The sequence below is a fragment of the Desulfopila aestuarii DSM 18488 genome (assembly GCF_900143695.1).
Taxonomy (GTDB): Bacteria; Desulfobacterota; Desulfobulbia; order Desulfobulbales; family Desulfocapsaceae; genus Desulfopila; species Desulfopila aestuarii.
The window spans coordinates 154,445-173,826 of the sequence record NZ_FRFE01000003.1 but is presented as its reverse complement, the minus strand read 5'-3'; the positions used below and the strand labels follow the sequence as shown (position 1 = coordinate 173,826).

General features: G+C 50.0%; 17 protein-coding genes. 14 read left to right on the top strand and 3 right to left on the bottom strand.

The features are described 5' to 3' along the window. Positions 1-5: 5 nt before the first annotated feature. From BUF15_RS04295 to selD, 10 genes are all read left to right on the top strand, one after another. Positions 6-1,568, top strand: coding sequence for an NADH-quinone oxidoreductase subunit G (locus tag BUF15_RS04295; protein WP_073612215.1), 1,563 nt, complete (start codon positions 6-8; stop codon positions 1,566-1,568). After that, on the top strand, positions 1,555-2,841 hold the full coding sequence (locus BUF15_RS04290) for a complex I subunit 1/NuoH family protein (protein ID WP_073612214.1): 1,287 nt from the start codon (positions 1,555-1,557) through the stop codon (positions 2,839-2,841). Before BUF15_RS04295 ends, BUF15_RS04290 begins: the two co-directional genes overlap by 14 nt. Positions 2,842-2,852: 11 nt before the next feature. After that, complete coding sequence (locus BUF15_RS04285) at positions 2,853-3,377, top strand: NuoI/complex I 23 kDa subunit family protein (protein ID WP_073612213.1); 525 nt, start codon at positions 2,853-2,855, stop codon at positions 3,375-3,377. A gap of 4 nt (positions 3,378-3,381) precedes the next feature. After that, positions 3,382-3,891, top strand: a complete 510-nt coding sequence (locus BUF15_RS04280) for an NADH-quinone oxidoreductase subunit J family protein (RefSeq protein ID WP_073612212.1) — start codon at positions 3,382-3,384, stop codon at positions 3,889-3,891. After that, complete coding sequence (gene nuoK / locus BUF15_RS04275) at positions 3,888-4,184, top strand: NADH-quinone oxidoreductase subunit NuoK (protein ID WP_073612211.1); 297 nt, start codon at positions 3,888-3,890, stop codon at positions 4,182-4,184. Before BUF15_RS04280 ends, nuoK begins: the two co-directional genes overlap by 4 nt. 4 nt (positions 4,185-4,188) lie before the next feature. After that, positions 4,189-6,108, top strand: coding sequence for an NADH-quinone oxidoreductase subunit L (gene nuoL / locus BUF15_RS04270; RefSeq protein WP_073612210.1), 1,920 nt, complete (start codon positions 4,189-4,191; stop codon positions 6,106-6,108). 10 nt (positions 6,109-6,118) lie between these two features. Next, entirely contained in the window at positions 6,119-7,639 is a 1,521-nt protein-coding gene (locus BUF15_RS04265; protein ID WP_073612209.1) for a complex I subunit 4 family protein, read from the top strand. A gap of 16 nt (positions 7,640-7,655) precedes the next feature. After that, positions 7,656-9,068 (top strand): NADH-quinone oxidoreductase subunit N, encoded by a 1,413-nt coding sequence (locus BUF15_RS04260; RefSeq protein ID WP_073612208.1) that lies wholly within the window; start codon positions 7,656-7,658, stop codon positions 9,066-9,068. A 120-nt stretch (positions 9,069-9,188) separates the two neighbouring features. After that, positions 9,189-9,629 (top strand): CBS domain-containing protein, encoded by a 441-nt coding sequence (locus BUF15_RS04255; protein WP_073612207.1) that lies wholly within the window; start codon positions 9,189-9,191, stop codon positions 9,627-9,629. A 398-nt stretch (positions 9,630-10,027) separates the two neighbouring features. Further along, complete coding sequence (gene selD / locus BUF15_RS04250; RefSeq protein ID WP_143170632.1) at positions 10,028-11,017, top strand: selenide, water dikinase SelD; 990 nt, start codon at positions 10,028-10,030, stop codon at positions 11,015-11,017. Positions 11,018-11,083: 66 nt separating this feature from the next. Here selD and BUF15_RS04245 read toward each other — a convergent pair whose 3' ends face one another. The 3 genes from BUF15_RS04245 to mrcB all read right to left on the bottom strand — a co-directional run bounded on the left by BUF15_RS04245 (position 11,084) and on the right by mrcB (position 14,675). Continuing rightward, positions 11,084-11,515, bottom strand: coding sequence for a bacteriohemerythrin (locus tag BUF15_RS04245; RefSeq protein WP_159441220.1), 432 nt, complete (start codon positions 11,513-11,515; stop codon positions 11,084-11,086). Between the two features lie 268 nt (positions 11,516-11,783). Beyond that, positions 11,784-12,320 carry a tetratricopeptide repeat protein gene (locus tag BUF15_RS04240; RefSeq protein ID WP_073612205.1) on the bottom strand — a complete coding sequence of 179 codons (537 nt, stop codon included), beginning with the start codon at positions 12,318-12,320 and terminating at the stop codon, positions 11,784-11,786. Positions 12,321-12,356: 36 nt separating this feature from the next. Next, positions 12,357-14,675 (bottom strand): penicillin-binding protein 1B, encoded by a 2,319-nt coding sequence (gene mrcB, locus BUF15_RS04235; RefSeq protein ID WP_159441219.1) that lies wholly within the window; start codon positions 14,673-14,675, stop codon positions 12,357-12,359. A gap of 336 nt (positions 14,676-15,011) precedes the next feature. On the opposite strand from mrcB, the gene BUF15_RS04230 reads away from it, so the two are divergent. From BUF15_RS04230 to BUF15_RS04215, 4 genes are all read left to right on the top strand, one after another. Then, positions 15,012-15,698 carry a 6-phosphogluconolactonase gene (locus BUF15_RS04230; protein ID WP_073612204.1) on the top strand — a complete coding sequence of 229 codons (687 nt, stop codon included), beginning with the start codon at positions 15,012-15,014 and terminating at the stop codon, positions 15,696-15,698. A gap of 689 nt (positions 15,699-16,387) precedes the next feature. Next, the gene (gene nrfD / locus BUF15_RS04225; protein ID WP_073612203.1) at positions 16,388-17,581 is read left to right on the top strand and encodes an NrfD/PsrC family molybdoenzyme membrane anchor subunit; all 1,194 of its coding nucleotides are present in this window, start codon (positions 16,388-16,390) and stop codon (positions 17,579-17,581) included. Between the two features lie 105 nt (positions 17,582-17,686). Continuing rightward, positions 17,687-18,442 (top strand): 4Fe-4S dicluster domain-containing protein, encoded by a 756-nt coding sequence (locus tag BUF15_RS04220; protein ID WP_073612202.1) that lies wholly within the window; start codon positions 17,687-17,689, stop codon positions 18,440-18,442. Between the two features lie 63 nt (positions 18,443-18,505). Beyond that, positions 18,506-18,934: a cytochrome c3 family protein gene (locus BUF15_RS04215; protein WP_073612201.1), complete on the top strand. Its 429-nt coding sequence runs from the start codon at positions 18,506-18,508 to the stop codon at positions 18,932-18,934. The last annotated feature ends 448 nt before the right edge of the window (positions 18,935-19,382 follow it).

The window sequence follows — 19,382 nt, the reverse complement described above, 5'->3', positions numbered from 1 at the left end:
TTATCATGGCTGAAATGGTGAAACTGTTTGTGAATGGCGAGGAGGTTGAGGTCGAATCCGGCAAGAACCTCATTGATGCCATTGGTGCTGTCGGAATCGAGATCCCCCATCTCTGTTACCACCCGGCGCTGGGGGCCGACGGCAACTGCAGGATGTGCCTGGTAGGGATCGAAGACGGACGGCCACCAGTGGTCCCCGCTTGCAAGACGCCCGCTCGCGAAGGGATGCGGGTTCAGCTCGATACCGACAATATCAAGAAGATCCAGCGGGACATCATGGAGTTTGAGCTGATCAACCATCCAGTTGACTGTCCTATCTGTGATCAGGCGGGTGAATGCAAGCTGCAGGATTACTATATGGCTCATGACCTTCAGGATAGTAGGATGCGCGTCCCCCAGGTCACGAAGGGCAAGAAAATGGATTTTGGCTGCGGCGTGGTGCACGATCAGGAGCGCTGTGTTGTCTGTGGCCGTTGTGTCCGCTTCACCCGGCAGATTACCAAGACCGGTGAACTCGGAATCATCAACCGCACCGATGCTGCCAGGGTGAACATCTTCCCCGGCCGGCCACTCAATAACCGTTATGCTTTGAACATTGTCGACCTCTGTCCTGTCGGCGCCATGACCAGTAGGGATTTTCGGTTCAAGCAGCGGGTCTGGTTCCTGAAAAAAGACAAAGGGATTTGCCACGGTTGTGCCCGCGGCTGCAATATCTTTATCGATCATAACCGCGAGAAGTACAAGGATGATGTGATCTACCGATACCGTCCACGTCTCAATTCCCTGGTAAATGGCTACTTCATGTGTGATGAAGGCCGGCTCAGCTACAAAGAAGAAAATGAAAACAGGCTGACCGCTACCATGATCGAGGGCAAGGAAACAAGCTTTGAAGACGGTATCCAACGGATTCAGCAGGAGCTGAATCAGGCCAAAAAGCCGCTCATGCTGATATCGCCCAATTCGACACTGGAACAGCAGTGGGCGGTGAAAAGAATCGCGACTCTGTACGGTGCACGCTGTTCAGGATATTCTGAAGGGTATGTCAAGGCCGGTGACGGCGACGACTTTCTGATTTGTGATGATAAGTCTGCAAATCGTAGAGGGTTGCAATTACTTGATATCGACTGTGAGCGTACGACTCTTGAGCAGGCGCTCGGTGAATGTGATCTCTTTATCAGTTTCGATAACGATCCGTTCCGATTCGGAAACAATGAGGAACTGAGAAACGCGATTGCAGCCAAGAGGGTCATTGCTATTTCAAGTCACGAAAACACTATGACCGAAATCAGCAAGGTGGCCTTGCCGGTTGCATCCTATAGTGAATATGACGGTACCATCGTCAATATTAATAACGTGCTGCAATCATTTACCCGGGCAGTACGAAAAAATGAGGAAAGGATCGATATCCTCGAAGTGACCAGGCTCTTGGGTGGCGCTGTCCGTGATAATGCCCATGCATGGCCGGGTATGAAGACCACGGTGGAGGAACTGGCCGAAGTCCATCCGGATAGAATCCCGGCTGAGGGATTGCAACTTTCAGTAAGCGAGGAAAGCCATGTCAGCGCTTGATATTCTTCTTGTGATACTTCGCATTGCCTTCGGGGCTTTTGTGCCGCTCTCTTTTGTAGCGGTACTGGTGTGGATGGAACGGCGCGGCGCCGGTTACTTCCAGGATCGCTCTGGGCCGAACCGCTGTAATGTTCTGGGTTTCAGGGCAGGTGGTCTGATTCAAAACATAGCCGATGCTGTAAAACTGATCTTCAAGGAAGATATCGTACCGGGCCATATCAAGCATAAGCTGTACTTTATTCTTGCTCCTACCCTGGTGTTTATCACCGCTATCCTTTCTTTTGCCATGGTACCTTTTGCCGATACATTGGTGCTAAACGGCAAAGAATACATCATGCAAGCGATACCAGCCGATCTCGGTATCCTCTGGTTCCTGGCGGTGGTCGGATTCGGTGTCTACGGCATTATCCTTGCCGGCTGGTCATCTCACAACAAATACGGCGTACTTGGTGGCCTGCGTGCAGCTGCTCAGGTTATCAGTTACGAAATCCCAATGGGCCTTGCCCTGGTTTCGCTACTTACTATCTACAGTACGGTGAATTTGAGCGAGATGGCACGATTTCAAGGCCAACTGCTTTTCGGTTTTATCCCCATGTGGGGAGTTTTCCTGCAGCCGCTGGGTGTGATCATTTTCATTGTTGCCGCCTTTGCCGAAACCAACCGGACGCCCTTTGACCTGGCAGAAGGTGAGAGTGAAATCGTCGCCGGGTTCCATGTTGAATACAGCTCCATGAAATTCGCCCTCTTTTTCATGGGCGAGTATGTGGCCATGTTCGTCTCTTCGGCACTCATCGTCACCCTCTATTTTGGCAGCTATCAGATTCCATGGTTCTCTACCGAGACCCTGGTCAATCATTCCAAGCCGGTGGTTTTTCTCCTGATGCTGGCGATGCCGGTTGCGGCCTATTTCTTCAATATCTGGATGAAGAAGAATAACCGTAGTCAGTATGAGAGACCAAACGATCCACGCGTATTTGAAGCACAGGTCTATGCCGCGGTTATCTGGAGTATCGTTATCTTCATCGAGATTATCTTTCTCGGCTTTCTCATCTTCTCCTCAGGGGCAGGTGGGGCACGGATCCTGGTTGCCTTGCTGCAGATTGCCTGCTTTCTGTTCAAGACCTTCTTGATGTGCTTTGTCTATATCTGGGTACGCTGGACTCTGCCCCGATTCCGCTATGATCAGCTGCAGAGACTTGGGTGGCAGAGGCTTCTGCCGCTGGCTCTGCTCAACATTTTTATCACCAGCGCGGTTGTCGTGTCACTGGCCTGAGGGAATCTGTCATGAGTGCAAAAGTAAAAACGATTGAGCGCAAGGGTAGAACGTTCCTCGAGCATCTGTATCTGGTCGAGGTGTTCAAGGGCATGGCGGTTACCTTCGGGCATTTTTTTCGAAACCTGATGGATAACAGACGGCTCTATGTTCGGCACTACCCTGAAGTAAAACCTGAAATTCCTGCCAGGTGGCGAGGACGACACCGATTGACTACTCATGAGGATGGCACCGTGAAATGCGTAGCCTGCTTCATGTGTCAGACCAATTGTCCATCCAACTGTATCATGATCGAAGCCGGTGAGAGAACAGATGGCAGGTCGGAGAAGCTACCTGTTCGATTTGATATCGATCTGCTGGAATGTATCTATTGCGGGTATTGCGTTGAGGCCTGCCCCATGGATGCGATACGGATGGATACGGGGATTTTTTCGGTGACCAGTTATGACCGGGAGTCGATGATGATCGGCCTTGAAGATCTCCTGACCACTCCGGCCGGATGTTCGGAAGAAGAATACCAGAAGGGAGGCTGCTGATATCATGGTTTCAACGATTCTCTTTTCCGCATTTGCAGTGCTGGCCGTGGCTGGAGCCGCTGGACTGGTGCTGCTGAGGCATCCGATGAACGGGGCAATGAGCTTTATCATGACCCTGATCGCCTTGGCCGGCTTGTTCGCCCTGCTTTCGGCGAAGCTGATCTTTGCTATTCAGCTCATTGTGTATGCCGGTGCCATTATGTCGCTTATTCTTTTTATCATCATGTTCTTGAATATCGGTGAAAAGGATCTGCCAGATGAGTCGAACCGCTGGTTTTACTTTGGTGGCGGTGCTGTGGTGATCGCGCCCTTGGCAATTTTCCTGCTGAAGGTGGTCAATAAACTGCCAAGCTGTGAGGCCACCATCGTGGGCGATAGTTTTGGCAGTGTCAAGGGGGTTGGCATGGTGCTGTTTACCGAATGGCTGCTGCCGTTTGAAATTGTCTCAATTCTGCTGCTGGTGGCTTTGGTTGGTGCAGTAGTATTAGCCGGCAAGAGGGAGGGCAAGCTGTGATTGCGAACTATCTTTCATTAAGTGTCATACTCTTCTGTTTCGGCCTTCTCGGTGTGATTTCGAGAAGAAACGTCTTCACGGTCTTCATGTCGATCGAACTGATGCTGAATGCAGCAAACCTGGCCTTTGTCGCTTTGTCGCGGTTGCATGAGAATATGGACGGTCATGTCCTGGCCCTGATGGTTATGGCTGTGGCGGCGGCGGAAGCTGCTCTGGCGCTTGCGGTCGTCATTTTGCTGCATAAGCATAAAGGCAACCTGGATACCAACGTATTCAGCCTGTTGAGAGGGTAACAAGATGGAACACACCGTATCGTATCTCGTGTTAATTCCCTTGCTGCCGTTGCTCGGGGCACTGCTCATGGGATTAATGTACCTGGTCTCCTGCAAGGGCAAGGCTTTTCCCGAGAAGATCTATGGCATCATTGCCTGCATCGGTCCAGCACTTACTTTTATCCTGGCCCTGAAGGTCTATTTCGGACTAAAAGGACTGCCGGAAGATAGCAGATACCTTGTCCAGGATGTCTTTACCTGGATTAAGGTTGGCGATCTGGATATCTCCATGGGTTTCTTTGCCGATCCGCTTAGCTCACTCATGCTGCTCTTTGTTACCTTGATCGGCACTCTCATCCATGTCTATTCCGTCGGTTATATGGCCAAGGACGAGAATTTTGGCAAATTCTTTGCCTACCTCAACCTCTTCCTGGGCTCGATGCTGATTTTGGTGCTGGGTAGCAGTCCGGTCGTCATGTTTGTAGGGTGGGAGGGCGTTGGTCTCTGTTCATATCTGCTCATCAGCTATTATTCAACTGAAACCAACAATGTCATTGCTGGCAATAAGGCCTTCATTGTAAACCGCATTGGTGATCTCGGTTTTGTGCTCGGTATGTCACTTTTGTTCTGGGCTATCGGTTCCGGCGGATTTGATTACATGTCCCTCAGGGCCAATGCCGAGCAGATTGGACCGGGTGTGGGACTTGCCATCTGTTTGCTGCTCTTTGTTGGTGCCACCGGTAAATCTGCCCAGATTCCGCTTTACGTGTGGTTGCCAGATGCCATGGCCGGTCCTACACCGGTTTCCGCTCTCATCCATGCCGCTACCATGGTCACTGCCGGTGTCTATATGGTTGCCCGATTCAGCTTCATCTATGCTGAGGTGCCGGCGGCCGGAACGGTCGTCGCCTGGATTGGTATCCTGACGGCACTGCTTGCGGCGATTTTCGGCTGTTTCCAACGCGATATTAAAAAGATTCTGGCGTATTCAACCGTGAGTCAGCTAGGCTATATGTTTGCCGGTGTCGGTGTTGCCGCCTACTCTGCCGGTATCTTCCACGTCTTCACCCACGCCTTTTTCAAGGCCCTGCTCTTCCTTGGTGCCGGGTCTGTTATTTATGCCCTTCACCATGAACAGGATATCTGGCGCATGGGTGGTTTGAAGAACAAGATGCCTATTACGTACTGGACCATGCTGATTGGCTGCCTGGCGCTGGCCGGGTGTCCACCGTTCTCCGGTTTCTTCTCAAAAGATGAGATACTCTTCATGGCACTTGCCTCTGGTCATGGCGGTGTTTGGCTGGTTGGAGTACTGGTAGCGGCGATGACGGCCTTCTACACTTTCAGAATGTTCTTTGTCGTTTTTCACGGCAAGCCGCGCGATGAGCATGCCTATGAGCATGCCCATGAGTCGCCGAAGGTCATGACCGTCCCGTTGATCGTCCTTGCAGTTGGCGCCTGTTTTGCCGGCTACCTGAACATCCCGTCTATTTTTGGTGGGCATCTCGGAGTTTCCCATTGGCTGGCCCCGAGCCTTACCGAACATCATCCACATGTCAGTGTCTGGCTTGAAGTTCTGGCCGTGGCTACATCGATCGCTGCTTTTGGCTGCGGTATCTTTTTTGCCTGGAAGAAATTCTACGTGGCGACAGCAGAGGAGCCGTTCTATACCGGACTTGCCAATTTTGCCTATAACAAGTTCATGGTGGATGAGCTCTATCATTACCTGCTGGTTGTTCCCTATAAACTGCTTGGTACCGCCATTTCAAAGAGCATTGAGCCCTTTGTCACTGATGGTCCGGTGAAGGTAGTTGTCTGGCTCTACGGGGCTCTGGCCAATGCGTTCAAGGTTGTTCAGGTTGGATATGTGCGGGTGTACGCCATCTACATGGTCATAGGACTCAGCGTTCTGAGCATATTTATCTCCCGTTCCCTGAATTTGTAAAGGTGAAATAATGTTTGAGAATACCCTGTCAATTATGATCTTTCTTCCCATCGTCGCCGGTCTCGCGTTGATGGTCCTGCCCGTCGGCAGGGAAGCTGCGAGAGCTGCCGGCCTGGTGGTGGCGGTGCTGGTCGTCATTCTCGGTCTGAAGGTATTCATCAACTTCACCGGCGCTGGCGGTCTTGAATTTGTCGAAAAGACTTCGTGGTTCGCTTATGTAGGTGTGAACTACAGCCTTGGGGTGGACGGTATTTCGCTTCTGGTCCTGTTGGCCGGAGCCTGTTTATTCCCCATGGTCTACTTGCTGCTCAAGACGAAGAGCAAAGGATTCTATGCAAACCTGTTGTTAACACAGGGCGCTATGATCGGGGCTATTGCCGCTGCTGACATGGTCCTGTTCTATATCTTCTGGGAGGTCATGCTATTGCCGATTTTCTTTATGATCGGACTTTTTGGCGGGCCAAACAGACTGCCTGCAACCCTGAAGATTACTCTGTACACTATTGCCGGATCACTCCTGATGCTGGCAGCCATTGTCTATGTTGGCGTCTCGTATCATGCCCAAGCCGGTGTCTGGAGTTTTGATATCGCCGAATTGTCCAAGCTGAGTCTTACAGGACCTGCGGCTACAGCGGCATTTATCTTTTTCATGGTGGCTTTTGCCATTAAGATCCCCCTCTTTCCGTTTCATACCTGGTTACCAGATGCCTATACCGAAGCACCCACGGCGGCCACTTTTGTTTTGTCAGCGATTATGGCAAAGATCGGTGTTTACGGTGTCATCCGCTTCGTTTTACCGATCTTTGCTGAAGACTTCACCCGCTACGCTCTGATCCTCTGCTATTCTGGTGTGATTGGGATGATGTACTGTGGCATTGCCGCCATCGGTCAGAAAGATTTCAAAAGGATGCTGGCTTTCTCCTCCGCCTCGCATATGGGTATTATTGCAGTTGGTGTCTTCTGTATGAATCTGCAGGCGCTCACCGGCACTCTCTACCAGATCGTGGCCCACGCAACCAGTACCGGCGTACTCTTCCTGCTTCTCGGGATCATTGAAGAACGCATGGAGACTAGGACAATCAGCGATCTTGGCGGAATTGCCTACAAGGCGCCAATCTTTGCAGTATTTTTTGCGGTTGCCATGCTTGCTTCAGTCGGCCTTCCTGGTACCAGTGGTTTTATCGGCGAATTTTTGATTATCCTCGGAGCAGTGAAGTTTAACATGATGGTTGGTGTACTGGCCGGTACTACGCTCATCATCGGGGTCTGCTACATGCTCTGGATGTTCCAGCGGGTATTTTTTGAAAAGAGCAACACCCGTACAGAAGGATTCAAGGATCTCTCAGCTATCGAGACCCTTACCATACTGCCTATTGTTGTTCTGATTATTGTCATGGGAATCTATCCGCAGCCATTTCTGGCCCGGATAACTCCTGCGGCGGCCGAGCATCTTGCAGCAGTCAGCACCGTTCAGCAGCAGCTGGCGGATACAACCGTTCCGGTAATGGAACAAACCACGCAAAAGAATTGAGGTCAGAGGACAGATTATGCTGGATTTTATCATAATACTTCCATTGCTGGTGGTTGGAGCGGGGGCTATCGCACTAATGCTGCTGGCCTCGATGGAGAATTTGAGTGAGGGGAGCACCGCACTGGTCAGTATAGGAATTTTTGCCTTTGCCTTTGCCGTGCAGCTGATGGTCAGTGTTTCTGGTAACGTGGCGCCATACGAAACTGCTTTTAGCGGGATGCTGACTGCATCGACCTTTACCAAGGTCGCAGGCCTCATTATCCTCGCTTGCGGTCTTTTCAGCTGCATGATTGCCCAAACCTACTTTACCCAGAACAAGTTTTCGTCCCCGGAATTTTACAGCCTGATGATGTTTGCTGCCTCCGGCATGCTGTTGCTGACCATGGCCGCCGAACTGATCACGCTGTTTATATCTCTGGAGATCATGTCACTCGCCATATATGTTCTTGTGGGGTATGACCGCTCACGTATTAAACGATCGGAAGCAGTGTTGAAATACCTCATGCTTGGCGCTTTTGCTGGAGCCTTCTTCACTATGGGTGCAGCCCTGATCTATGGTGGTGCCGGTTCTACCCGATTTGCCTTAATTTCAAAGTACCTAGCCACTAACAGTTTTCTTGAAAGTCCGGTACTGGTGGCTGGTACCTTGCTGGTAATTGTAGCGTTTCTGTTCAAAGTGGCTGCCTTTCCGTTTCACGCTTGGGTGGTTGATGTTTACGACGGTGCGCCGCTACCAGTGACAGGTTTCATGGCGACTGGTGTCAAAACCGCAATTTTTGCCGTCTTTGCAAACTTCATAGTATTAGACAATGGCATGAAAGGGGTGTGGGTGGATTACCTCTTTTATGTAGCAGTATTTACAATGTTTGCAGGAAACCTGATCGCTATTGGTCAGAACAACCTGAAACGTATGTTGGCAGCATCCGGTATCGTTCATTCTGGTTACCTGATTATCGCCCTCGTTGCTGTTGGTACTGAGAATTTTACAGGTGGTGTAATTATCTTCTACCTGGCTGCGTATGCGGCAGCCACCCTGGGTGTCTTCACTGCGCTGGCGTATCTGGGTGGCACAGATGAACGGCGCGATAGTTTTGATGATTTTAAAGGACTCGCCAAGGTACGGCCTTACACGGCTGCTGCAATAACTATCTTTATGCTGTCGATGGCAGGTATACCGCCCACCGCAGGATTCATGGGTAAGTTCTATATCATCACCGATGCTATACGGGCAGACCAGATGCTGTTGGCGGTTCTTGGTATCGTTTCCAGTATTCTTTCTATGTGGTATTACCTGCGACTCGTTATTATGATGTACTTCAAGGAACCTGAGGAGAGTTTTGAGGTTTCTGGTGTGTCCCTTGCACCAGTTGGCACCATGATTCTGGCGGTATCGGTATTTGCTATTGGCTTTTACCCAGTATTTCTATAGGGGTGTGACGGGGAAGGCGTGGTTTTCCAAGATGAGAATGCACGGTGTCGTCAAGCGGAAACCAAATTCAGAATGATTCGCCATCGATAATAACGGTGGAAGAAAGAGGAGAGTACAGGAATGAAAGCCAAAGAAATTCTTGATGCTAAAGGTACGAGGGTTATCACCGTCATTGAAGACAGTCTGATAGTGGACGTGATGGCTATCTTCTTCGCCAACAAGGTCGGTTCTTTGCTGGTTGTTGATAAATATGACAACATCCTTGGCATTGTAGCACCAAACGATATCCTCAAAGCAGTGCATCAAAACCTTGACCGGGTACCGGAAATGCGAGTGAGTGAGGTTATGGTTTCCGATCTTATCGTAGCGACTCCCGAAGATGATCTCGATTATATCCAGAACATCATGACCGAAAACCGTGTCCGCCATATTCCAATTCTTGATGATGGTAAACTCATTGGATTGGTTTCAATCGGTGACGTGGTCAAGGCCCAAATGACGATTAAGAATGTCGAAAACCGTTATCTCAAGGATTATATCGAAGGCAAATATCCGGCTTAAATATAGTGTTTGCCTGATGCATTCCCTGTTGCATGCACCTTTTCTTTTTTGGTAGTGCAGCGGGGAATGTAGAATTCTACAAGAGTTTCCCGCCTGCTTTCTCGAATTCACTTCCGCGATTATATCCCCTCATACTGAAAAACGTGCCAACCCTGTCCGGAACAAGGTAGCTTTTCCTGAAGACCGCTCCTATTATAGTCACGACGCATGAAATTGTGATTTTCCAGGATTGTCTGACGGATGTTGCAACCCTGTTTGGGCGAATACTCTTTCCTGGGGTGAAAAATCGTTACTGAACGCACTGCAACCCATTACTCTATACGATTATGATGAATTTGAATTTTCTGAAGAAAAAGACACTGACCAGGCTTGCCAGGACCTGTGGTTGAGCGGCAAAAATTGGTCCGACGGACTTGTCGGACGCATTAGCCGGTTTTGAAAAGCCTGAGGATCCCGATCTGCTAGTCGGTATTGAAACCTCCGATGATGCAGCTGTCTATCGTCTCTCCGACGATATTGCCATGATCAACACTGTTGATTTCATTACTCCGCCGGTAGATGATCCATATTGGTTCGGACAGATTTCTGCCGCAAATTCCATTTCAGATGTCTATTCCATGGGCGGCCGACCGGTTACCGCTTTGAATGTGGTGATGTTTCCCTCGAAACACCTTGATATGGGTGTGCTGCGGGAGATCCTGAAAGGTGGCCATGACAAAGTGATAGAGGCCGGTGCCTGTCTGGTCGGCGGACACTCTGTGGATGACAATGAACCCAAATATGGATTATGCGTCAACGGTGTGGTGCATCCAGACCGGGTGATAACCAATGCCGGCGCGAAACCAGGAGATGCTCTGGTCTTGACCAAGCCACTTGGCTCAGGAGTACTCTTCAATGCTGTACGGGCTGGCAAGTTCGAATTCAAGGTCCTTGAACGGGAGACGCTGCCGATCATCGCTTCGTTAAACGGAACTGCAATGCAGCTGGCTTTGAAGTACGAGCTGCATGCCTGTACCGATGTGACCGGTTTTGGTATTCTTGGGCATTCGCTGGAGATGGCTCTAGGGTGCTCCAAACACATTCATATCGAGTATCAGGCTCTGCCTTTTTATAGCGGGGCGTATGAGATGTACAAGCGGGGTGAAACCACAGGCAGTAACGTTGCCAACCGGGCTTTGGTTGCCCGGCATACCCTGGTTTTGTCACGGACTCTCACAAAGGAACAGGAAGAACTGCTGTATGATCCGCAGACTTCAGGAGGGCTATTGATAGCCCTGCCAGCAGATCAGGCTGGTGAGCTGATTAATGAAATGCATAGTGCGGGGCTTGGTGTTGCCGTGCGGATCGGAGAGGTAACTGATGAAGCGGTTGGCTTGACTGTTCGCTAATACCGGTAATTTTTTGTCGGATGTCGCAAGTTAGAAGATAGTTGCGAGGGGGGCGGATTTCAGAGATTACTGAGGGCTTTCCTCCTCGCGGCTTCTCTCTTCGAAATAACGTTGCATCTGCTGGTCTTCCTGCTGAATATGCTCGATAAGCCACTTGTGGATCATGTCCAGTAGTTCGCTCCGTGAAATGAGCTTGTCTGTTTCCAGAAGGCGGATATAGGCAAAGAGCTTATAATCAAAATCTTTGTGCTGCCTCCAGTGCTGGGCAAGACCAGGATAGCCATGGTTTGCCATCAGCATCTCTTCATAGCGGAAATGATAGAGCATGTACTCATGCATAAGCTGGAGACTGTCGATCTTCAAATGCCGGGCCTCATGTGGGTTATTGTCGGTCATGACCCGGTCAAAAGCATTGTAGAGTTCAATCCACTTACGATGTTGCCGGTCAATGGTGTCGTTGCCTACAGAGAGGTTATCCTGCCAGTCAATCTGCGCCATATATGTATCTCGTGTAATAAGATGTTGTGTTGATGTGGCTGCATTAAAACAGGCAAAGATATGTCGTCGAAAGACAGGTTGCAGCCACATGAGCGATACGATCTAGCCTTTACCTATCGCTCCTTATAGAATTTGATATTACTATCCTATCATGTTCATGTTGTCTGTTGGAAGGGTTTTCCCCGATAGCAAGTATGGAAAAACGTGAGAAGCCAGCCGAACCCGATAGAACGGGCTCAGCAGACGTGCTTGGAACGGGTATGCCGTACTAGAGCTGTTGGCGGGCTTTTGCGCTCAGGTCATCGTTTAAGCTGATGAGCTGGCTGTTTTTTCCGGCAAGACTCTTTGATTTTGAGCAGAGGTGCACTGTCTGGGAGTACTGCTTCTGCTTGTACTTTACCTGGGCCATGCTGTACCAGTAGTGGGCATTACGTGGCTCTATCTTCAAGGCGCGTTCCAGCGACATTTCCGCCTGTTGGTAATCGCCCCGGTTAATAGCCCCTTGGGCGGATGAATAGAGGGCGCCTCCGGCTCCTGTCTTTGGTGTGTACGTCGTGGCTGGAGTCGTTTGCGGAGATGGCTCGGGCTGTGGTTGCACAACCTGCGGAGCAGGATAACTGGGTGTCGGCCTCTTCGATGGGGTGGTGTGGGTCGAAGGCTTTTTGGTTGGATATGCGGGTTGTTGGACAGGTTGCTTAATGGCGCAGCCATTGAGCAGCAGGGCCAAAAGAGCCAGAATTGGCAGGGTAGTATGTACTCGTTTATTGCAGGAAAACTTTATGATGTTATTGATCTGTCTCGACATGGCTTTATGTATGTATTGTGGTTAATGAGTTTCAGCTTACTGCAGCATATCGTTTATAGAATCCCAGAGGCTGCGGGCTTTCTCTTCAATGATATCCATATCGACCTTCGGAGGTGACCAGGCCGACTGAGGCTCGGTGCCGGTGACAAAAGGAAGAAGTGTCGTATTAGTTGCTGGAAATGAGACAGACTCGAGGGTTTCGGTATCGATTCTGGCCCAGCTTATACCTTCCGGTTCAACCATTTCAAGGGGTTGGCTGCTGATAGCATCCATCACCTTACCCCAGACCACCAGGGCGCCGCTTGAGCCGGAAAGGCCGGTAGGCTTATTGTCATCCCGCCCAATCCAGGTTACCGCCATATGGGTATCGGAAAAGCCGGCAAACCAACTGTCACGAAGGTCATTGGAGGTGCCGGTCTTGCCAGCATAGAGATTTTTTCCAGCTAGATGGTGTCCGCTGGCTGTGCCTTCGGTAAAGACCCGTTCAAGGGCATGATGCAGTACAAACATCAGTTCGGGTGAAAAACGTTGTTCTACTTCCAGGCCGTAGCGGGTCAGCAGCTGACCGTTTTGGCCGATAACACTCTGGATAGAGCGTAAGGGAACGTGAAAGCCTCCGGACGCAATGGTCTGATAGATTTCGCTGACCTGCAGCGGTGTCATATTCGGGGCACCAAGCAGGAGTGAAGGATAGGGTTCCAGTGGTTCAGTATAGCCAAGATTGGCAATAGTCGAGATGACATTTTCCAAGCCGATTTCCAGGCCCAGGTTAACCGTCGCAAGATTGTAGGATTTGGCCAGAGCCCTGTAGAGGGCAACTGTGCCGTGTTGTTTCCTGTCATAGTTTTCCGGTTGCCACTGTTTGCCGCCACTCTTGACACTGACCGGAGTGTCGGTGAGCGGAGTGGCAAGGGTATAGCCCTGCGACAGCGCCGTCAGATAAACGGCGGGTTTGACCAGGGAACCTATGGGACGCAGAGCGTCAAGGGCACGATTAAATCCGGCTTCGGTTGGGTTGACGTCACCCACCAGGGCCTGTATTTCGCCGTCTTCGCGGCCAGTAATGATCATGGCAAGCTGCAGGCTATCGCCGCCAGCTCGCTTTTTCAGAGAGGCCATGGTGTTTTTGATCTGATCTTCCATCTTCCACTGGACCTGCGGGTCCAGTGTGGTCAGGATTTTCAGGCCTTCGGTTTTCAGATCTTCTTCCCGATACTCGGTTTTCAGTTGCCGCTTGACCAGTTCAACGAAAGCGGGAAAACGGTTGAGTCCATTTTTAGGTGGGGTGACATCAGTCAGCGGTTCAGCCAGAGCTTTGGTATAGGCTTCTTCGTTGATCCGTTTTTCCGATAGCATCAGTTTGAGAACGACCTCACGCCGGGCGAGGCAGTTGTCGTGATGCCGCCGGGGATCATAGTAGGATGGTCCCTTGACCATGCCAACCAGAGTGGCGATTTGTGCCACCGAGAGATCCTGGAGTTCACGTCGGAAGTAAAATTGGCTGGCAAGCCCGAAGCCATGAATGGCCCTGGCACCGTCCTGTCCAAGAAACACTTCGTTGATGTAGGCGGTGAGGATCTCGTCTTTACTATATCGGGTTTCCAGGATGACTGCCATGACGGCTTCCTGAAGTTTGCGGGTGAGGGTGCGTTCACTGGTGAGAAAGAAATTCTTGACCAGCTGCTGGGTCAAGGTAGAACCACCCTGTATCATCCGGCCTGCCTTTATATTGGCAAGCATAGCTCGGGCAATGCCGAGCGGGGAGAGACCGTGGTGGGAATAGAAATCCTGATCCTCGACACTGATCAGGCTGTCTCGCAGTAACTGGGGGATCTCTTCTGATTTGAGGATGACCCTGTCCTCATGCACAAGAGGGTGGATACTACCGATAGGCGCGGGATCGAGCCGGACAGTGGGGACATTTGCACCGGTTGTGGTTCGAATATCTGCAACGGTTTTGCCCTTGAACGTTACCCGAATGGCGGTTGACTTCTCCAGGCCGGAAGGAAAGGTGAAATCCCGGGTTACCAGGTTGATGATAGATCCCTTACGATTATAGCCGCCAGCACTGTGAATTGGGCTCTCTTTGCGATAGGCGGCCAGTTCCAGCTCCTTTTCGAGCATATTGGGTGAAAGTTCCAGCCCCGGGTAGAGCTCCAGCGGCCGTGCATAGATCGTTGCTGGCACTGCCCAGCGTTTGCCGGCAAATTTGTCAGCTATCTCATCGCTGAGTTTATTAATAGAGTTCAACGCGAAGAGGCCACCTAGCAGGAGGAGAAAAAGACAGGCGGTCAGGAGCAACGGAACAATAATAGATCGTTTCTTTGGGGTTCTTCTGGGTGTTCTTTTTTTCATGAAATAGATAAGAGGTCTGCAAAAATGGAGGTAACGGCAATTATCAGCCGAATATGACGGCACCATTTTACCCGAGAAACGATAAGAAGTGGGGAAAAATCGCGAACGAGAGAAAAACTCTTTCTATCGTTGCCTCAGTGCATGCGAAATGGCTTGTGTTTTCAAACAAATGACTCTTGGAGGGGAAAAGGTTCTGGATTTTATGATCGTAGTATGCTGACATGATAGATACAGGGGACGGCAATGCTGCACTATGATGGAGAATACAACGCGTTTTAGCGGAAGCATTCGTTGTCAAACAGCGATGGAGACGTTTTATACACATAGGGTCCGAAAATGATCATACAGGGACAACGTGATTTTTTAGTGGACAAGGCTTCTTCGTTTCTCGCGATGGCTGCTCAGGTATTTGCTTCGGTGAAGCAGCGGGTGGTCCTTGGGGTAGCGGGAGGGGATGTGGTGTCGGAGGTCCTGGTCAATCTTTCTCGGTTGGATTTGCCGTGGGACCGTATCCATCTTTTTCTGCTTGAGGAGATGTTGGCTTCATCGACCAACCATAAGACCGTCGCACAACAGGTCTCACTGTCGCTTGCTGGCCGGCTTCATCCTGGTATGATACATTCATTTCCTGTGAGTGATAACGGTAATTTAATACATGGGGCAGATGCATATTTGCAGGAATTGGAGCTGCTAGGCGGCAGTTTTGACCTTATTCTGGTCAGTTGCGGGGAAGATGGGCATATAGCCTCCCTTTATCCGAATCATCATGCCATTGAGTATGGCGAGCGCGCCTTTCTGATCTTCGATAATGCGCCCGAACCACCGCTGAAACGAATGACGGCCAGCAGTGAACTGCTTCGTAAGGCCGATACGGGCGTGTTGCTTGCTTTTGGCGAGAAGAGGCGTGCTGCTCTCACGAAATTTTTCGATACCTACCTTTCTGAGGTTGAGTGTCCGGCCAAACTGATGACCAAACTACAACGGTACTATCTACTGACCGATCAGGATGTCGATATTCCCTAAGACGAATTTTGTTTCCCCTTGCCTATCACAATGTGATACCAACTGCGACGTAGTGGTGCTGGCACATTATGATTGCCCCGATGTTCCATTTCTCATTCCATCTGCAGCTTATCGATGTTGAGTATCGTCTATTTCATTGGTTTAGGTTTGAAAAGACAATGGATATTCAGCAAATACATATGGCGATTCCACAGGTCTGTAAACACAGTTAACCTTTACCTTCTACTTCTCTGGGAGCAAAATGCGGCCAAAAAATAAGTTTTTGGCGTTTGCACATAATTAAAACTTGACGACGTAGTATAAAGATGGCAGTAATGTCAGGTAAAGAGAATAATTAAATAGTTCTCTTAATTACCACAGAGTATACATGGTAAGTAAAAATAGACACTTGTGGTATATGTTGTTGAGCCTTTTTGTTGGTATCTATTCGATTTTTGTCGATATGTAGGAGCGGTTTTGTCGACTGCGTATCTCTCGCTATAGGTTGCTTCACGGCAGGGCGAGTGCTGTTGAGAAGTGAGCTGATCAGTTGGTATGGAAGTCAGTTTGTTTTCTTATCTGAAATGTCATTAATTGTATTATTTCATAATGTTGTGGTGACGGTATTTTTTGTGTTGGGCGAAGGCTGTGCCGTTGGATGGTCCGGTAACAGTTGTCGCTTTTTTTCATTGTAACAAGGAGTGTAGAACATGAATAGTCTGCTGGCGGCGGTGCTTCCGCAGGAAGGTGGTCTGGAGGTCCCTGTATCGGGGAAATACAACGTGGCAATTGGTCTCATGGGGCTATTGACCGTGGTTGGGGTCGCGGCGGGAATTCACTCGTTGTGGGCGGGGCATGAGCATACCTTTGGCGTGAGTCGTGAGGTGCCGTGGGGCATGCTGATTGCCGCCTATGTCTTTTTCGTGGTAACCTCCACCGGACTATGCATAGTCTCTTCGATTGGCCATGTTTTTGGTTTTGCCAATTTCAACCCCATTGCCAAACGAGCGGTTTTCCTATCGATTGCCACTATCGTTTCAGGTTTTCTTGTTATTGCCTTTGAGATCGAGAACTCCTGGCGGATGCCGGTCAACAACGTGATCGGCGCCAACCCCACCTCAAATATCTGGTGGATGGGAACGCTCTATGGTGCCTATCTCTTCTTTATGATGATCGAGTTCATCATGCTTCAGCTTGAAAACCATAAAATAGCAACAGCTTTCGGGTTGATGGGATTGCTGACCGGTGTTGTGGCGCATTCCAATCTCGGTGCGGTTTTCGGACTGCTTAACGGCCGTGAGTTCTGGCACGGCCCCTACATGCCTATTTACTTTATTACTTCCGCAGCTATGTCAGGCTGTGTGGCTATCATCTTTTTTACCTATCTGGCGTATCAGTTCAATGGCTGGAAGATGAGCGAATCGATGAGGGAGTCCATGGCTTCGGTGGCCAAATTCGGTGCGCTGATGATGGCGGTAATCATCTTTTTCACCAGCTGGAAGATGATTACAGGGGTAACCGGCAATCCTCCTGGAAAATATGAGGCAATGCAGGCACTTTTATCCGGGGATTATGCGACAAATTTCTGGATTGGAGAGGTCGCACTTGGTATGATCATCCCGTTCATTATTATTCTGGCTGTGAAAGGCCGCAGTATGAATGCATTGTTTGTGGCTTCCCTGGCAGGTATGATCGGGATCTTTTTTATGCGATATGACCTGGTTATCGTGGGACAGCTGGTACCGCATTATCATGGTATGGGGCTGGTGGACTATCCGGATCTGCTCACATATGTACCAAGTTTGCACGAAAATCTGGTGGTGCTGGGCGGAATCGGTTTTTGCGGTCTGCTTTTTTTGATGGGAGAAAAGTTGTTTCGCGGGCATCTTTCAGAAGATCATTGATGGATAATATTTCCTCAGCTGTGGTATGTTTGCGATCCGAGACGGATCCAAACGGAGAAAATTTTGAGCCACCCGCACCGCAGGTGGAATATATGGAGTATGGAAATGAAGATTGATGAATTAGAGCAGCTCGAAAGTGAAGACCTCTCGACGATAACTTCAACAGAGCGGCGAAAATTCCTGAAGATGGGTCTTGCCATTACCGGCCTCTATCTCGGGGGTTCTGTTCTGTCACTGACGACGGTTCGTAGTGCACATGCCTCCTCCGGAGTAGTTCCCGAGCCGGGCCAGTATCCCTACAATCCCCATTACAGCATGGTAATCCGGGAAAAACTTTGCATCGACTGTGAACGTTGCAAGGCTGCCTGTGTCGAGACCAACAGCGTTCCCGAATACGGTTTTAGAACCACCATCCTTGAGCGCAGGCGCGCCCTTACTGCAGGAGAGCATGAGACCACTTTCATGCCGGTTCTCTGTAATCACTGTAATCGCCCACCCTGTGTTCGTGTCTGCCCGACAACCGCAACCTGGAAAGATAAGGAAACCGGTATTGTCGTGATGAATCCCAGCAGGTGTATCGGCTGTAAAACCTGCATGACTGCATGTCCTTATAATGCCAGGTATTTCAAGGAAGAGATCCGGGCGGTGGATAAATGCAATTTCTGTTATGACACCAGACTGTCCAAAGGCAAGAAGGACACCGCCTGTGTCGAAGCCTGCCCGGCTGACGTCCGGATCTTTGGCAACCTGGCGGATACCGAAAGCCGGGTATTCAAGCTGATTCATGCACCTGATACCATGGTCTGGGTACTGCGTCCGGAGACGGGCGCTCTTCCAAATGTTTACTATATCAACGCCTGATATGGACCAGCCCGGACCGAACAGAGATCCGGGCGGCCTCTGTTGATTTTCAAGGAGAATGATATGAAGAAAATCCTGCTGTTTATGGTCCTGGGCGCTTTCCTGCTGACTGGTGCGATCCTCAGTGCCGAAGAAAAGAAGGCTGCCGATACCGACTATGATGAAGATACCTACGGCCCGGAAGCGCCTATTGTCTGGACCAAACCGGTTGAGTCGGTTGTGTTCCAGCACAAGACACATACCATGGATGCCGGGCTTGACTGTGATTCCTGCCATGACGATATCTTCGTCATGGAGGCTGGCGCAGCCCAGGAAAACGAGGACTTCACCATGGCCTCACTCTATGAGGGGAATTACTGCGGTAGTTGCCACGATGGCAGTACTGCCTTCGCCTCAGATACCCGTTGCACTACCTGTCATATCGGGGTCCGTGGTCATGCACGTATGATAGGCGGGGATTCGAAAGAGGGTGGAGAAGAAGGCCACCATTGATCACCCCACCACTTTTTGTATAACTCATCGGGCAACCAGGCACGCGTTCTGGTTGCCCGATTCGTTTTCTCCCCTCGCTCTTCCTGCTTTTTTCCCTTTGTCTTCCCGCCAGTTTTTCTTCTGGGCGCAAAATGCGCCATTGTGGTTCTGATGCTGTCTAACCTTCCTGAAATACATAGATATGTATTTGGCCGTTTGGCGGCAAGCTCGGGTGTGATTTTAACTATTAACCTCTAAGCTACCCGTCTGTAAAAATATTGTCTTAAATTCAGTTCATTACCTCCTTCCCTATAAGGCGCATTCTGCGCCTGTCATTTGTGGTATCGCAGGCGCAGAATGCGTCCTGTTGATCGATATTGAGCTTTCTTTCTGCTGCTTTTCTCTCCTTTGATGTTTGGTTAAATGAAATAAATACAATTATATATGATTTTTTGTTGTCGTTATCTAT

What these genes read in the sequence shown, in the direction of transcription:
- mrcB (WP_159441219.1), bottom strand. Translation starts at nt 14,675, where the DNA reads ATGAAAAAAAGAACACCCAGAAGAACCCCAAAGAAACGATCTATTATT.
- BUF15_RS04280 (WP_073612212.1), top strand. Translation starts at nt 3,382, where the DNA reads ATGGTTTCAACGATTCTCTTTTCCGCATTTGCAGTGCTGGCCGTGGCT.
- BUF15_RS04295 (WP_073612215.1), top strand. Translation starts at nt 6, where the DNA reads ATGGCTGAAATGGTGAAACTGTTTGTGAATGGCGAGGAGGTTGAGGTC.
- BUF15_RS04240 (WP_073612205.1), bottom strand. Translation starts at nt 12,320, where the DNA reads ATGTCGAGACAGATCAATAACATCATAAAGTTTTCCTGCAATAAACGA.
- BUF15_RS04265 (WP_073612209.1), top strand. Translation starts at nt 6,119, where the DNA reads ATGTTTGAGAATACCCTGTCAATTATGATCTTTCTTCCCATCGTCGCC.
- BUF15_RS04260 (WP_073612208.1), top strand. Translation starts at nt 7,656, where the DNA reads ATGCTGGATTTTATCATAATACTTCCATTGCTGGTGGTTGGAGCGGGG.
- BUF15_RS04215 (WP_073612201.1), top strand. Translation starts at nt 18,506, where the DNA reads ATGAAGAAAATCCTGCTGTTTATGGTCCTGGGCGCTTTCCTGCTGACT.
- nuoL (WP_073612210.1), top strand. Translation starts at nt 4,189, where the DNA reads ATGGAACACACCGTATCGTATCTCGTGTTAATTCCCTTGCTGCCGTTG.
- BUF15_RS04285 (WP_073612213.1), top strand. Translation starts at nt 2,853, where the DNA reads ATGAGTGCAAAAGTAAAAACGATTGAGCGCAAGGGTAGAACGTTCCTC.
- BUF15_RS04230 (WP_073612204.1), top strand. Translation starts at nt 15,012, where the DNA reads ATGATCATACAGGGACAACGTGATTTTTTAGTGGACAAGGCTTCTTCG.
- BUF15_RS04255 (WP_073612207.1), top strand. Translation starts at nt 9,189, where the DNA reads ATGAAAGCCAAAGAAATTCTTGATGCTAAAGGTACGAGGGTTATCACC.
- BUF15_RS04220 (WP_073612202.1), top strand. Translation starts at nt 17,687, where the DNA reads ATGAAGATTGATGAATTAGAGCAGCTCGAAAGTGAAGACCTCTCGACG.
- nrfD (WP_073612203.1), top strand. Translation starts at nt 16,388, where the DNA reads ATGAATAGTCTGCTGGCGGCGGTGCTTCCGCAGGAAGGTGGTCTGGAG.
- BUF15_RS04290 (WP_073612214.1), top strand. Translation starts at nt 1,555, where the DNA reads ATGTCAGCGCTTGATATTCTTCTTGTGATACTTCGCATTGCCTTCGGG.
- BUF15_RS04245 (WP_159441220.1), bottom strand. Translation starts at nt 11,515, where the DNA reads ATGGCGCAGATTGACTGGCAGGATAACCTCTCTGTAGGCAACGACACC.